The organism is Phreatobacter sp. AB_2022a (assembly GCF_026847585.1).
Lineage (GTDB): Bacteria > Pseudomonadota > Alphaproteobacteria > Rhizobiales > Phreatobacteraceae > Phreatobacter.
In genome coordinates, this window is sequence record NZ_JAPSET010000017.1 from 118,488 (window position 1) to 133,196 (window position 14,709).

The window sequence follows — 14,709 nt, forward strand, 5'->3', positions numbered from 1 at the left end:
GCGCCGCGCTGCAAGCGGTGGACGGGTTGGCTGCTTCGCGCTCGAGGCGATTGATCGGCGCCGCCGCGCGGGGCAAAGCTTCAAGAGGATCTTGAGACTCACATGAAGGGGAGGGCCGCTGGTGGCCTCGGCACGGTTCGTCCATCTGCGCGTGCACTCGTCCTTCTCGCTGCTCGAAGGCGCCCTCGGCATCGCCAAGCTCGCCAAGCTTGCGAGCGCAGACCGCATGCCGGCGCTGGCAGTCACCGACACCAACAATCTCTTCGCGGTCCTCGAACTCTCCGAGAAGCTGACCGGCAGCGGCATCCAGCCGATCGCCGGCCTGACCCTCGGCGTGGATTTCGCCGACCGCGAGGTGGATCCGCGCCGGCCCAATATCGGCGCGGTCAAGCCGCGCATCGCGCTCTATGCGATGAGCGAGGAGGGCTATCGCAACCTGATGGCGCTGACCTCGAGTGCCTTCATGGAAAGCTCCGATGTCGGCGACCCGAGCGTCGGCATCGACAGGCTCACGCGGTTTTCCGAGGGCCTGATCGCGCTGACTGGCGGGCCGCGGGGACCGATCGACATGGCGCTGCGCGAAGGCCAGGGGCCGCTCGCGCGGGCGCGGCTGGACCGGCTCGCCGGGATCTACGGCGACAGGCTCTATATCGAGCTGCAGCGCCACGGCCTCGAGGAGGAGAAGGCGGTCGAGCCGCTGCTGATCGCCGAGGCCTATGCCCGCGACCTGCCGCTGGTCGCCACCAACCAGTGCTATTTTGCCAGCGTCGCCGACTATGAAAGCCACGATGCGCTCGGCTGCATCGCCGGCGGCCGGGTGCTGGCCGATCCCGAGCGCCCGCGGCTGACCGCCGAGCACCGGTTCAAGACGCAGGACGAGATGACGAAGCTCTTCGCCGACCTGCCGGAAGCGCTGGAGAGCACGATCGAAATCGCGCGGCGCTGCCACTACCGGGTGCGTACGCGCAAGCCGATCCTGCCGCGCTTCACGCTGGAGGCCGGCGGCGAGCCGGTCGACGAGGTGTTCGAGCTGAACCGCCAGGCGAAGGAGGGGCTGGCACGCCGGCTCGCCGCCCATGGCCCGGCGCCCGGGCTGACGGAGGAGGATTACCACAAGCGTCTCGCCTTCGAGCTCTCGATCATCGAGCGCATGAAGTTTCCCGGCTACTTCCTCATCGTGTCGGACTTCATCAAATGGGCCAAGCAGCATGACATCCCGGTCGGGCCCGGCCGCGGCTCGGGCGCCGGCTCGCTGGTCGCCTATGCGCTGACCATCACCGATCTCGATCCGTTGCGCTTCGCGCTGCTGTTCGAGCGCTTCCTCAACCCGGAACGCGTGTCGATGCCCGACTTCGACATCGACTTCTGCCAGGACCGGCGAGAGGAGGTGATCCGCTACGTGCAGGAGCGCTATGGCCGCGATCAGGTGGCGCAGATCATCACCTTCGGTACGCTGCAGGCGCGCGGCGTCCTGCGCGACGTTGGCCGCGTCCTGGAACTGCCCTACGGCCAGGTCGACAAGCTGTGCAAGCTGGTGCCGCAGAACCCGGCCGCTCCGATCACCCTCGACAAGGCTATCGAAGGCGAGCCGAAGCTGCAGGCCGCGCGCGACGAGGATCCGGTCATCCGCCAGCTCTTCGACGTCGCGGTGAAACTGGAAGGCCTGAACCGCCACGCCTCGACCCACGCCGCCGGCCTCGTGATCGGCGATCGGCCGCTGGTCGAGCTGGTGCCGCTCTACCGCGATCCGAAGACCGACATGCCGGTCACCCAGTTCAACATGAAATGGGTCGAGCAGGCCGGCCTCGTCAAATTCGACTTCCTCGGCCTCAAGACGCTGACCGTGCTCCAGAAGGCCGTCGACCTCCTGAAGCTGCGCGGCATCGCGGTGGACCTCGCAACCATCCCGCTCGACGATGCCAAGAGCTACGACATGCTGGCGCGCGGCGAAACGGTCGGCGTGTTCCAGGTGGAAAGCGTCGGCATGCGCAAGGCGCTCGTCGAGATGAAGGCGAGCCGCTTCGAGGACATCATCGCGCTGGTCGCGCTCTACCGGCCGGGCCCCATGGCCAATATCCCGGTCTATTGCGCGCGCAAGCACGGGCTCGAACAGCCCGAATATCCGCATCCGCTTCTGGAACAGGTGCTGGCCGAAACGCACGGCATCATCGTCTATCAGGAGCAGGTCATGCAGGCCGCCCAGATCCTGTCGGGCTATTCGCTCGGCGAAGCGGATCTGCTCAGGCGCGCCATGGGCAAGAAGATCAAGGCGGAGATGGACAAGCAGCGCGAGCGCTTCGTCTCCGGCTGCGTCGAGGCGGGCATCACCCAGGCCAAGGCCGACGAGATCTTCGATCTGCTCGCCAAGTTCGCCGACTACGGCTTCAACAAGAGCCACGCGGCCGCCTATGCGCTGGTGTCCTATCACACGGCCTGGCTCAAGGCGAACTATCCGGTCGAGTTCATGGCGGCGTCCATGACGCTCGAACTGTCGAACACCGACAAGCTCTCCGAATTCCGGCGCGAGGTGCAGCGCCTGGGCATCACGCTGGAGCCGCCCTGCGTCAACCGCTCGGGCGTCCATTTCGATGTCGCGGACGGGCGGATCCTCTATGCGCTGGCGGCTGTCAAGGGCGTTGGCGCGCAGGCGGTCGAAGCCATCGTCGAGGCGCGCGGTGACCGGCCGTTCCGCGACCTCGCCGATTTCGCGCAGCGGATCAATCCGAAGGCCCTGAACCGCAAGACACTCGAGAACCTCGCCGCCGCCGGCGCCTTCGACGCGCTGGAGCCGAACCGGGCGCGGGCGGTCGCCGCGGTCGAGCAGGTGCTGGCCGAGGCGCAGCGCAGCTCCGAGGGCCGGGCGATCGGGCAGAACGAGCTGTTCGGCGCGGGCGGCGCCTCGGCGATCCGCGTGCCAGATGTCGAGCCCTGGCTGCCGGCGCGCCGGCTCGACGAGGAATACAAGGCGATCGGCTTCTTCCTGTCCGGCCATCCGCTCGACGACTACCAGGCGGCGCTGAAGCGGTTGCGCATCGAATCCTTTGCCGATTTCGCCCGCAGCGTGCGTTCGGGCGCGAGTGCCGGGCGCCTTGCCGGGGTCGTCACCGCCCGCCAGGAGCGGCGCACCAAGACCGGCAACAAGATGGGCATCGTCACGCTGTCGGATCCGTCCGGCCACTACGAGGCGGTGCTGTTCTCCGAAGGGCTTGCGCTCTATCGCGATCTCCTGGAGCCGGGACAGGCCGTGCTGATGTCTGTCGGCGCGGAACTGCAGGGCGAGGAGGTGCGCGTGCGCCTGCTCACCGTCGAACCGCTCGATGACGCGGCGGTGAAGGTGCAGAAGGGCTTCCGTGTCTTCGTCGAAGAGCCGGGCGCGATCGAGAGCATCGCCAGGCGTCTTTCGGCCAAGGGCGACGGTGAGGTGAGCCTGATCCTGCGCCTCGCCGACGCGGCGAGCGAGGTGGAGGTGAAGCTGCCGGGCCGCTTCGCGGTTTCGCCGCAGATCGCCGGCGCCATCAAGGCGGTCGCCGGCGTCCAGGCGGTCATGGAAATGTGAGCCAGGCCGGCCTCAGGCCGGCCGGGCCGCGGCGGCAGGCGCGAGACTTTCCGGCAGGCATGGCTGCAGCGCCGCCGCCGACAGCGGCAGGAACAGGGTGGCCGGGCCGAGGCCGCGCCGTGGCACGCTCGCCGCGCCGAGCTCGCGCCGCAGGACCGGCTGGTCGTGGCCAACGCGATGCCAGGCATGGGCGGCGAGCCGGGGCATGATCGGCGCGGCGAAATAGGCGAGGCCCTTGAGCCAGCCATAGGCATGGTCGGGGCGCGCGAGGTCGATGCCGCCAAGACGCGCCCAGCCGTCGAGAACCGCGCTCGCCGCATGCGCGGAAAAGCCATCGAGCCGGAAGGCGTGGTCGAAGGCCGCGAGCGCCTCCGCAAGCGGCACGCCGAATGCTGCCGGCATGGCAAGCGGCATCGGTCCCGAGGCCTCGAGGCTGTGCTGGGCGAGGTCGATCCGGCCTTGCAGGTGCCCGGCAAGGCCTTCGGTCGCAAAGGCGATGAACGAGCCGATGTCGAAATTCGTGGTGTCCCGTTCGGGGCTTTCGCGGGCCATGAAGGCGCGCACGGCATCGCTCGATGCCGGCGTCTTGCCGACGATGTCGGTGGCCCAGATCACATGCCGGCGGCTCGTCGAGAACTTCGCTCCCTCCAGATTGTAGAAATAGTTGGTCAGCACGTAGTCGAACGGCTTGCGGCCGTCGGCCGCGGTCATCAGCGCGATGGTGCCGGCGAGCAGCAACACGGCATTGTCGATGCCGAAGCTGATCAGCGTGGTGACGCCGCTGTCGCTGTGCATGGGATGGCGATGGCCGGAATCTGTTTCGGCATAGAGGTCGCCGCAGGTCAGCGCATATTCCCAGGCCGCTTCGAACAGGACGCGTGGATTGCCGTGCCGGTCCGGCGGCCAGGCGACACCCCAGGAGCCGGGCGCGGTGAGGCGGAACAGGCCGTGCTCGCGGTCCAGCTGGCGGCGGACCAGCGCGGCGAAGGCCTCGGGCGCGCCGGAGGCGGCGACATGAGCTTCCAGCGCCGGCCGGTCGGTCACGCGCAGAAACAGGTTGTCGACCTCGCGCCATTCGAGATCGGCATCGCCGGCGCGGGCGACGGGCTCGCCCATCTCCTCCGGGCGGAACAGCGCGCCGCAGGCTTCGCAGAAATAGCCGGCGACGCCGGCCCGGCAGACGGGACAGGTGCCGGCCACCCAGGCACCCACCAGATAGCGCCCGGTGGCGCGGCTGTAGAGCACCCTCTCGGTGACCGTCTCGGTCAGGCCGCGTCGGACCATCTGCTCGATCATCGCGGTGGCGTTGCGGGCATGCCTTGCGGCATAGGGGCCCTGGACCAGATCGAGAAAGGCGTCGACGTGGATGTCCAGCGCCGCGAGGTCGCCGGCGATCGCGGCATGGTAGTGTCGGCACACCTGCTCCGGCGAGCGCTCCTCCTGCATGCCCTTCCAGGCGACGTAGGAGTCGAAGCCGTCGACCGCCGAGATGACGTCGACCTGGTGTCCCTGCGTCTTCAGATAGCGGCCGACCATGTCCATGCGCAGATAGGGGCCGGCAATATGGCCGAGGTGCAGCCCGCCGTTCGGGGTCGGCGGGATCGGCATCAGGAAGAAGCGGCGGGCCGGGCCGTCTGCCGTGGGGATCATCGGTCGCTCCATCGTTTTCGGGCGTTCCGGAAAAACCGGCGGGCGTACGGGTCGATGCCGTCCCGAGCTTCGCCAGCGCTGGCGCCGGAGGTCAATGCCGCTCCGCTTCGCGGCTGGCCTGCGCCGACGAGGGAGCCGGCGCCGCGCGCGGCGCGACATCGCGGCCAGCTCCGTCAGCGCCGCCAGCCGGTATCGAGCGCGCCTTCGCGCACCGAGTAGCGCTTGACGAAAAGCCCGGCGATGACGGCGATCGCCGCCGAGGCGGCCAGGAAGTAGCCGGGTGAAGCCGGGTCACGGGTTGCCGCAATCAGCGAGCCGACGACGAGGGGAGCAAAGCCGCTGAACACGCCTGCCGAGACGTTATAGGCGATGGCGACGCCGCTGAGCCTGACGTCGGTCGGGAAGAGATCGGTGAGCATCACCGCATAGGTCGCGTAGATGAACGGAGCGACGAGGCCGATCAGGATGAACAGGAGATAGAGGTTGATCGCGTGGTTGGCGAGCGCCTGATAGGCGGGATAGCTGAACAGCGCGATCAGCACGGCGCCGATGCGGTGCAGATGGCGGCGGGCGATGAAATCGCTCGCATAGCCGACCGCGAGAATGCCGAGCGAGGACAGGCCGATCGAAATGTTGAGGACGAGGGCGGCTTCCCGCGGGTCGTAGTTCAGCACCTTCGTCAGGTAGGGTGCCATGGCGCCGAACATGATGCCGTTCAGCACGCTGATGACCCCGGTCACGCCGATGCCGACAAGAACCGGCACCGGATAGCGGCGGAGCACGTCGAGAGCCGGGATCTTCACCACATGCTTGCGCATCTGCCTGAAGGCGGCGGATTCCTCGAGCGAGGTGCGCAGGAGATAGCTGATGAAGCCGAGCAGGGCGCCGATGCCGAAGGCGATGCGCCAGCCATAGGCCTGCATCTCGGCCGGACCGAGATAGGAATGCAGCACCGAACTGACGCCGGTGGCGATGAAGACGCCGGTATTGACGCAGAAGAAGACGACGCCGCCGGCAAGGCCGGCGCGCCGCGGCGCCGCCTCCACCACATAGGTGATCGCGTTCGGCAGCTCGCCGCCGAGGCAGGCGCCCTGGATGAAGCGCAGCGCGATGAACGCGATGCTGGCGGCAATGCCGAGCGTCGCATAGCTCGGCATCAGCGCCATGCCGAGCGTCGCCAGCGTCATGACGAAGAGCGAGAGCAGGAACGAGAGCCGCCGGCCGTGGCGGTCGCCGATATGGCCGAGCAGCAGCCCGCCCAGAGGCCGCGAGACATAGCCGACGGCAAAGACGGCGAAGGCGTTGATCAGCGAGATCAGCGGATCGGCCGAGGGGAAGAAGGCTGCGGCGATATATTGGGCGAAGATGCCGTAGACGATGAAATCGTAGAATTCCAGCGCGCCGCCGAGGCTCGCCAGGATGATCACCCGCCAGTTCAGCTTCTCGCCGGCATGGGCGGTGCTCGTCGCGTTGATGTCGAAGGCTTCGTCCGTCGTCGTCAAGGTCCCCTCCCGGTGCTCGTTGTGCGGCCGGGGCGGGCCGGTCCCGAAGGGAGCGGTGTACCGCCGGCCGGCCGTGCATGGATCGCTCGGCCCCGCGCCTCTAGCGGTCGAGAAAAAGCTGCTCGCAGGCGGTCGCGGCCGCCAGGACCTGCCAGTCGGCGCCACGGCGCCCGACGATCTGCAGGCCGACCGGCAGACCCGCCGCCGTACGCCCGCACGGCACGGTGCAGGCGGGCTGCTGGCTGAGATTCAGCGGGAAGCTGAAGCTTGCCCATTCGGTCCAGCGCTTCAGCCCGGAGCCGGGCGGAACCTCGGCGCCGACGGGGAAGGGCGTCACCGTGGTCGCCGGCGAGACGATCAGGTCGCAGGTTTCGAACAGGGCCTCCATCGCGGCGCCGAACTCGGCGCGCCGGATGCCGGCCGCGACATAGTCGGCGGCGGTGAAGCGGGTGCCGGCGTCGGCGATGGCGACGAGGCCCGGATCCATGGTCTGGCGTGCCGCGGCGCCGACACCGCGCAGGACGCTGGCCGCGCCGGAGAACCAGAGGAGATGGAACAGATCGAGCGCGCCGTCGAGCGGCGGCGAGACCGGCTCCAGCCGGGCGCCGAGCGAGCCGATCAGGGCCGTCGCCTCATCGAAGACCAGGGCGACGTCGGCGGCGAGTGCGCCCGCCGGAGGCTCGGTCCACAGGCCGATGCGCGCGCCGGCAAGGCCTTGCGCCGCCGCGTCGGGCGGGGAAAAGGCGAGCGGATTCTGGTTCCAGTCGCGCCCGTCCTTGCCCGAGAGCACGTCGAGCATGAGTGCGGCGTCGGCGGCGCGCCGCGCGATCGGCCCGATATGGGACAGCGTTCCGAACGGGCTGGAGGGATAGGCCGGCACGCGCCCGAAGGTCGGCTTATGGCCGACGACGCCGGTGAAGGCGGCCGGCACGCGGATCGAGCCGCCGCCATCCGTGCCGAGATGCAGCACGCCGGCGCCGGTGGCGGCCGCGACGGCGGCGCCGCCGGACGAGCCGCCCGGCGTCAGGTCGGGATCCCAGGGATTGCGGGTGATGCCGTAGAGCGGGCCGTCGGTCAGCGCCTTCCAGCCATATTCGGGGATCGCGGTCTGGCCGATCAGGACCGCGCCGGCCCGGCGCAGCAGGCTCACCGTCGGCGAGTCGACCCGCTGCGGCGCCGCGTCGGTCGCGCGGCTGCCGTAACGCGAGGGCCAGCCCTTCACCGTCACCGCGTCCTTGAGCGTGACGGGAATGCCGTCGAGCGGGCCGAGCGGGGTGCCGAGGCGCCAGCGCTCCTCCGAGGCACGGGCGGCGGCGAGCGCGCCCTCGCGATCGATCAGGGAGAAGGCGTTGAGTGCCGTATCGACCATGTCGGCCCGCGCAAGATGGGCCTTGGTGACCTCGACCGGCGAGAGCGCGCCATGCTGATAGGCCGACTGCAGTTGGCCGGCGCTCTTGCCGCACAGCTCCGGCAGGTCGAGCAGGGAGTATTGGTCAAGTAAATCGCGATTTTGAAGCGAGTTTTCTTTTGAATTCATGCGCGATACTCCGCAATTCCGCACACGATTTCATAACCAAGGGATGCTCAACGGCATAAAGCATTTTATGGCGGTTATTGCCTCACGCCGTGTCGCAACAGGCCGGGGAACCGGCTGCTGTCGCCGGCGCACGCCGCGCCGGCATCGACCAGATTGACTTGATCGCGTGACGTCATAACCTCGCTCGCCGGGCAGTCCCTGTCGCGACGGCCGGGCGTCGCGGCGGCACCGCCCGCAGTGTATTGTCGTAGGGGTGAGGTGTCGGTCCCGTCTCCGCTCCGGAGACACATGAGAGGCTGATCACGATGCGGCTCTCGATAAGACAGATCCGGTACATCAAGGACGTCGCACAGTTCGGCAGCATCCTCGCGGCGTCGGAGGCCCTGCACATTTCGGCCTCCTCGATCGTCGCGGCCATCAACCTGGCAGAAGGCGAGCTCGGCACCGCGCTGTTCGAGCGGCGGCCGTCGCGCGGCGTGGTGGCGACGCCGGCCGGCGAGAAGTTCGTGCGCGCGGCGCAGATGCTGCTCACCGCCGAGGCCGAGTTCGAGCGGACCATCGCGACGCTGAAGACGCGGAACAAGCCCTCCTCGGAAATCCGCATCGGCTGCTTCGAGCCGTTCGGCTCGCTGTTCATGCCGGACCTGATCCAGGCCTATGTCGGCCGTGGCGGGGTGCCGAACGTCTCGCTGTTCGAGGGCGACCAGAACGAGCTGCACAACTGGCTGGTCTCCGGCACGGTCGACCTGGTCATCGCCTATGACATCGGGCCGAGCTTCAACGGCAATGTGACGCCGATCTGCCAGGTGCCGGCCCATGTCATCGTCGCCGCCGACGACCTGCTCGCCTCGCGCAAGGCGGTGTCGCTGCGCGAGATCGCCGACCGGCCGCTGGTGCTGCTCGACCTGCCGCATACCGGCAGCTATCTGCTGGCGCTGTTCGACGGCCTGGAACTGCATCCGCGGATCGCCTTCCGCACCCGATCCTACACCACGGTGAGCCGGGCGGTGGCGGCAGGTTTCGGCGTGTCGGTCGGCAATACCAGTCCCCTGTCGATCGCCGAGCACGATGACGACGGCATCGTCCGGCTGCAGCTCGTCGACAAGCTGGTCTCGCCGACCCTGGTGATCGCCGACAGCTATGGCGCCGACAAGCCGGACTTCGTCCGCTCGTTCATCAACACCGCGCAGGAGCTCTTCCTCAGCAGCGGACGGCGCCTGTCGTCCTGAGCCGGCGCGCGGAGCAGTCCGCGCGGCGATGGGCCGGACATGCTGGTATCACGAAATGCATCATCACCCATCATAGAATGCATTTTTGCCCCCCGCGGCAGGGCCATATGATCGCTCGTGCCGCCGGATCATGTCCTGCCGGCCCTCTGCTTCGAACGATCGCGATCAAACCAAACATGGTCGGTCATGACGTCCACGATTTCAGCAGTTCATGACGTAGTCGGCATTGGCATCGGCCCATCCAATCTGAGCGCGGCGGCGCTGCTGGACGGCATTCCCGACATCTCCGCCGTCTTTTTCGAACGCAGCGATACGTTCGCCTGGCACCCGGGGCTGATGTTCCGGGACGCGCTGCTGCAGACCTCGTTCCTGAAGGATCTCGTGACCTTCGCGGACCCGACCAATCCGCACTCTTTCATCAATTTCCTGCATGCGACGCGCCGGCTGCACCAGTTCATCAATGCCGACTTCGAGCGTGTCACGCGCAGCGAGTTCAGCGAATACATGGCATGGGTGGCCTCGCGCCTGCCGGACCTGCGGTTTGGCCGCGAGGTGCGCGAGCTGCGCCTGCAGAACGACATGTTCGTCGCGCGCATCGACCCGAATGTCGAGGTCTGTTCCCGGCACGTCATCGTCGGCGTCGGCCGCCGGCCGCATGTGCCAGCCTGCGCGACGGCGCATCTCGGCCATACCGTGTTCCACGCCGGCGCCTTCCTGCATCGCGTGCCCCCGATCCCGCGCGGCGCGGTGACCATCGTCGGCGGCGGGCAGAGCGCCGCCGAGATCTTCCTCCACTTCATCCGCAAGGCCGGCGAGCTCACCGCCATCACCTGGGTGACGCGGCGGGACAATTTCGCGCCGCTCGACGAGACGCCGTTCACCAACGACTATTTCACGCCGCTCTATGCGCGCCACTTCTTCGATCTCGACCTCGAACGCCGGCTGGAGCTGATCGCCGCGCAGAAGCTCGCGAGCGACGGCATTTCGCCGTCGACGCTGCGGGAGATCTACCAGGAGATCTACCGCGCCAAATATGTCGAGAAACGCGGCCTCGTCCTGAACCTGTTCGTCGAGCACGAGCTCGTCGCGCTCGACCGCACAGGCCGCGGCTGGGAAGCGACGATCGCCGATGCCCGCAGCGGCGCGCGCCGCCCGGTCCGCTCCGACCTCGTCGTGCTGGCGACCGGCTACGACAACGGGCTGCCGCCGGCGCTCGACGGGCTCAGGCATCTTCTGGAATTCGAAGGCGACATGCCGCGCCTGCGCAGCGACTTCTCGGCGGCATGGCGCGTGCCCAGCCGCAACCGGCTCTATCTGCAGAACGCCGGCCGGCGCAGCCACGGCATCGCCGACCCCAATCTCAGCCTGCTCGCCTGGCGCAGCGCGACCATCGTCAACAGCCTCGTCGGATACGAGCGCTTCCTCCTGCCGCAGACCGAGGAACTGATCCATCGCGTGCCGGCAGGCCTTCACGCCGTCACGCATTCGCCCGTCCACCAGCCGCTGGAGCAGATCGCATGATTGCCGCGCCACTCGTCGCCGTTCACCATGTCGAGGACTATGCCGGCGGCATTCAGCTGAAGGAGCTGGATCTGGAGGAGGCCGGCGAGCGGGTGACCCCGTTCAAGGCCTCGATCATCACCGTGCCGCCCGGTATCACGACGCCCGTCGACCAGCATGACGTGAGGGAGTGCTGGGTGGTGATATCGGGACGGGGCGAGCTGACGAGCGAGGGTGTCTCGACGCCGCTCGAACCCGGCTCGGTCACCTATTTCGCCTCGCAGCGATCGCATCAGGTGCGCAATACCGGCACGGACGAACTGAAGTTCTTCTCGGCCTGGTGGAGCGTCAACGGATAGGTCCGCGTGCCATGGGCTTCGACCTCGCGATCATCGGCGGCGGGATTGTCGGAGCGACGATCGCAGCTCTCGCCCGCATCAGGCGGCCGCTGGCCCGTATCGCGCTCCTCGAGCAGCATCTGGTCGGCACCGGCACGTCGCTCTACGGCGGGGCGCTGCGCGTGCCGCTCGGCACCAGCAGGACGCACCGCGCGCTGACAGCGCGCAGCGAGGACCTGTTCCGCGCCATCGAAGCCTGGGGCGGGCCGCTGCCCGGCCGGCCGCTGCCGATCGTCTGGATCGTGCCGGCAACGCGGCGCGAAGCCTTCGCCGGCTGCCTCACCGGCGCGAGCGAAGCGGCCGGGCCGGCCACGCGGCGTGCGCTCGAGGCACGCGTGCCGGGTCTGGCCCTCGATCCCGGCGAGGTGGTGCTCACCGGGCCGCCGGCCTGGCACGGCAATCCGGGAGCGACGGCGCGGCGTCTCGTCGGCGCCTTGCGCCGGCAGGCCGGTTTCGTCGCCTATGAAGGCTTCCGGGTCGCGGCCGTCGACGTGCGGCCCGACGGCTGCGACGTCGTCGGTGCCGATGGGGACGTCCTGCGCAGCCGGCAGGTGGTCCGCGCGACCGGTCCCTGGCTCGCGCTCCCCGGTGCCGGCGCTCAGCCGGCGGGGCTCCGCACCAAGAAAGTCAGCGCGCTGCATGTCGACCTTGCCGCGCGCGACGACGATCCGGCCATCGTCTTCGTCGACGACGACGCCTATCTGCTGCCGGACCCGGACAGCGGGCGCTGGATCTTCTGCATCAGCAGCGACGAATGGGATGTCGCGCCGCAGCGGTCCGGGCTCGGCGTCAGTGGCCGCGACCGGGCGATCGCCGCCCGCGTGCTCGGCCGTCACGCGCCGGCGCTGACGGCGCTCTGCCGCGGCGGCCGGGTGTTCTGCGACGGCTATACCGACGACCGCCTGCCGCTGGTCGCCTGCGATCCGGGCACGCAGCGTCTGGTCCATGCTCTCGGCGGTTCCGGGGCCGGCTACCGGTTCGCGCCGGCGATGGCCGAGCAGGCCCTCGCGCTCCTCGGGCTCGAACCGGGCGAGGCAGCGGAAGTGCCGGCATCGATGCCGCAGGCCGACCTCGTGCCGCCCTGACACGGTCGCGACGGCACAGACGACAAGCCCGATCGCGCTGGCGCCTCGAACGGCGCAGCCGGCGATCCATGCCTCAACAGGACCATCCCGTTCATGACCTCAATGACCGCGCCCGCCCAGGAAACCCAGATGCTGCCGCGCATCCTGGTCTATCTCGGCAGTTTCAGCATCGCCACCGCCTATGGCCTGTTCCTCATCCTGCCGCTGCATGTCAAAGCGCTCGGCGGCAACGAGGAGGTGGTCGGGCGGATCCTGTTCGCCGGAGCCTTCGGCACGCTTCTCAGCGTCGGATTGACGACGCGCCTGGTGACGATCTGGAAACCCTATCTGGTGCTGGCAGCCGGCGCGCTCTGCTATGCCGCCGGCAGCGGCCTCTTCGCTTTCTCCAGCACGCTGTCCGCGCTCGATCTCGTCGGCGGCTTCCTGCTCGGCGTCGGCTGGGCGCTGGCCTTCACGATCTCGCCGATCATGCTGTCGAACCTCGTCACCGACGCCAACAGGGCGGTGCTGTTCAGTGTGCTCTCGGCATTCAACGCGCTGGGCCTCGGCATTGCGCCGCTGACCGCCCAGCGGCTCATCGCGGCCGGCGTGCCACACAGCCGCATCTTCCTCATCGCGGTGATCCTGTCGGTCCTGAGCGCGGCGCTGTTCTACGCCGCCGGGCGCTCGCTCGCCCGCATCGTCGTGCCGCGCCAGGAGGCGGCAGCGGAAGGCGAACTCGCGGCGCTCCTGCGCATCCTGCGATCGCCGGCAATCTATCCGCTGATCATGGTGTTTCTCGGCGCCTGCGTCCTCTCGTCCATGTTCAACTTCCAGACCACCTATGCGCTGGTCCAGGGCCTCGACTATTCGATCTTCTACGGCTTCTACACGGCCGCGGTGATCGCCGGCCGGTTTCTGGTCAGCGGCATGGTCAGCCGGCGCGAGCCGATGACGATGACCATCGTGCTGCTCACGCTGATGGTGCTGTCGATGCTGTCATTCGCGGTGACCGGCGCGAACGTTCCGCTCTATGCGGCGAGCGCGGCGCTGTTCGGCCTCAGCTACGGCCTCGTCTATCCGCTGATCCAGGCCCAGGCGGTCAATGCTTCGCCGGAGGCGCTGAGGCCGCGCACGCTGGTCTACTTCTCCATGGCCTATTTCATCGGCTTCTTCGGCTTTCCGCTGATCGGCGGACGGATCATCGTGACCAGCGGGTACCAGGTCCTGCTGGTGGCATTGCTGGTCCTCGCCGGGCTTGAGCTCGCCGTGGCGGTCTGGCGTTCCGTCGCGGCGCGATCGCGGCCAGCGGAGGCTCCCGCGCCGGGCAAGGCCGACTAGTCTCGCGCTCAGGGCGCGAGGCCTGCAAGGCGCGCGGGCAGGGTGGCGATCGCTGCCTCGTCCGCATTCGCGAAGGCGAAGCGCAGATGTCCGTCCTGGCCGGGGCCGAAATAGCTGCCGGGCAGGCCGAGCACGCCCCGGCCAGTCGCCAGCGCCTCTGCCACCCGCTCGGCCGGGACGCCGGCGAAGGGATGGCGGACATAGGCGAAATAGGCGCCGATCGAGGAGATCGCCCAGCCCGGGCAGGCCTGCATCACGGTCCTGAAGGCATCGATGCGGCCGTTGATGGTGGACCGCGTCGCCGCCCGCCAGTCGGCGAGCCCTTCGATCGCCCAGGCGAGCGCCGTCTGGCCCGGGCGGGCCGGGCAGATCTGGAAGCTGTCGAGGATCTTCAGGATGCCGGCCATGGCGGCGGGCCCCGCCGTGATCGCGCCCAGCCGATGGCCGGGCACGGCATAGGCCTTGGAGAAAGAATAGAGCTGGATCACCGTGTCGCGCCAGGCCGGATCGGCGAAGAGTTCGTGAGCGCGTCCGGCGCCGTCGCCGAGAAAATCGCGATAGGTCTCGTCGACGATCAGGGCGATGCCGCGGGCGCGGGCAAGCGCCGCGAAGCCGGCGATGATGGCGGCCGGATAGATCGCGCCGGTCGGATTGTTCGGCGTCACCAGCACGATGGCGCGCACCCGGCCGTCGATGAGCCGTTCGGCAGCGGCAAGGTCCGGCACGAAGCCGCCGGCGGCGAGACAGGGCAGGGGCCTTGCCTCGATGCCCAGCATGTTCAGCGTCATCTGGTGGTTGAAGTACCAGGGCGCGGGCACCAGCACGGCCTCGCCGGCCCGGGCCACCGCCAGGGCGGCGGCCAGGAAGGCGAGGTTGCAGCCGGCGGTGATCGCGACGTCGCCAGCCGCGACGTCGCCGCCATAGAGGGCCGC

Annotated in this window: 10 protein-coding genes; 6 read left to right on the plus strand and 4 right to left on the minus strand. The window is 68.8% G+C overall.

Annotated elements, in window-relative coordinates; translation table 11 throughout:
* Positions 1–121 precede the first annotated feature (121 nt).
* Positions 122–3,556, plus strand: coding sequence for a DNA polymerase III subunit alpha (gene dnaE / locus OZ671_RS14545; RefSeq protein WP_268861411.1), 3,435 nt, complete (start codon positions 122–124; stop codon positions 3,554–3,556).
* 12 nt (positions 3,557–3,568) lie between these two features.
* Here the strand turns inward: dnaE and OZ671_RS14550 are convergent, their stop codons facing one another.
* The 3 genes from OZ671_RS14550 to OZ671_RS14560 all read right to left on the minus strand — a co-directional run bounded on the left by OZ671_RS14550 (position 3,569) and on the right by OZ671_RS14560 (position 8,245).
* The gene (locus OZ671_RS14550) at positions 3,569–5,206 is read right to left on the minus strand and encodes a methionine--tRNA ligase (RefSeq protein ID WP_268861412.1); all 1,638 of its coding nucleotides are present in this window, start codon (positions 5,204–5,206) and stop codon (positions 3,569–3,571) included.
* 173 nt (positions 5,207–5,379) lie between these two features.
* Positions 5,380–6,708, minus strand: a complete 1,329-nt coding sequence (locus OZ671_RS14555; RefSeq protein ID WP_268861413.1) for an MFS transporter — start codon at positions 6,706–6,708, stop codon at positions 5,380–5,382.
* Between the two features lie 100 nt (positions 6,709–6,808).
* Positions 6,809–8,245, minus strand: a complete 1,437-nt coding sequence (locus tag OZ671_RS14560) for an amidase (RefSeq protein ID WP_268861414.1) — start codon at positions 8,243–8,245, stop codon at positions 6,809–6,811.
* Positions 8,246–8,550: 305 nt separating this feature from the next.
* On the opposite strand from OZ671_RS14560, the gene OZ671_RS14565 reads away from it, so the two are divergent.
* The 5 genes from OZ671_RS14565 (at position 8,551) to OZ671_RS14585 (ending at position 13,777) form a co-directional block, all read left to right on the plus strand.
* Positions 8,551–9,474, plus strand: coding sequence for a LysR family transcriptional regulator (locus OZ671_RS14565; protein ID WP_268861415.1), 924 nt, complete (start codon positions 8,551–8,553; stop codon positions 9,472–9,474).
* Between the two features lie 186 nt (positions 9,475–9,660).
* Complete coding sequence (locus tag OZ671_RS14570; RefSeq protein WP_268861416.1) at positions 9,661–10,995, plus strand: lysine N(6)-hydroxylase/L-ornithine N(5)-oxygenase family protein; 1,335 nt, start codon at positions 9,661–9,663, stop codon at positions 10,993–10,995.
* Positions 10,992–11,333, plus strand: coding sequence for a cupin domain-containing protein (locus OZ671_RS14575; RefSeq protein ID WP_268861417.1), 342 nt, complete (start codon positions 10,992–10,994; stop codon positions 11,331–11,333). The genes OZ671_RS14570 and OZ671_RS14575 overlap by 4 nt, the downstream gene beginning before the upstream one ends.
* A gap of 11 nt (positions 11,334–11,344) precedes the next feature.
* Positions 11,345–12,457, plus strand: coding sequence for an NAD(P)/FAD-dependent oxidoreductase (locus OZ671_RS14580; RefSeq protein WP_268861418.1), 1,113 nt, complete (start codon positions 11,345–11,347; stop codon positions 12,455–12,457).
* A gap of 93 nt (positions 12,458–12,550) precedes the next feature.
* Positions 12,551–13,777 (plus strand): MFS transporter, encoded by a 1,227-nt coding sequence (locus OZ671_RS14585; protein ID WP_268861419.1) that lies wholly within the window; start codon positions 12,551–12,553, stop codon positions 13,775–13,777.
* 8 nt (positions 13,778–13,785) lie between these two features.
* Here the strand turns inward: OZ671_RS14585 and OZ671_RS14590 are convergent.
* A partial coding sequence (locus OZ671_RS14590; RefSeq protein ID WP_268861420.1) for an aminotransferase occupies positions 13,786–14,709 on the minus strand: 924 nt, incomplete at its 5' end.

Excerpts from the sequence above, each read along its gene's own strand:
- OZ671_RS14585 (WP_268861419.1), top strand. The coding sequence starts at position 12,551 with ATGACCTCAATGACCGCGCCCGCCCAGGAAACCCAGATGCTGCCGCGC.
- OZ671_RS14550 (WP_268861412.1), bottom strand. The coding sequence starts at position 5,206 with ATGATCCCCACGGCAGACGGCCCGGCCCGCCGCTTCTTCCTGATGCCG.
- OZ671_RS14580 (WP_268861418.1), top strand. The coding sequence starts at position 11,345 with ATGGGCTTCGACCTCGCGATCATCGGCGGCGGGATTGTCGGAGCGACG.
- OZ671_RS14565 (WP_268861415.1), top strand. The coding sequence starts at position 8,551 with ATGCGGCTCTCGATAAGACAGATCCGGTACATCAAGGACGTCGCACAG.
- OZ671_RS14560 (WP_268861414.1), bottom strand. The coding sequence starts at position 8,245 with ATGAATTCAAAAGAAAACTCGCTTCAAAATCGCGATTTACTTGACCAA.
- OZ671_RS14575 (WP_268861417.1), top strand. The coding sequence starts at position 10,992 with ATGATTGCCGCGCCACTCGTCGCCGTTCACCATGTCGAGGACTATGCC.
- OZ671_RS14570 (WP_268861416.1), top strand. The coding sequence starts at position 9,661 with ATGACGTCCACGATTTCAGCAGTTCATGACGTAGTCGGCATTGGCATC.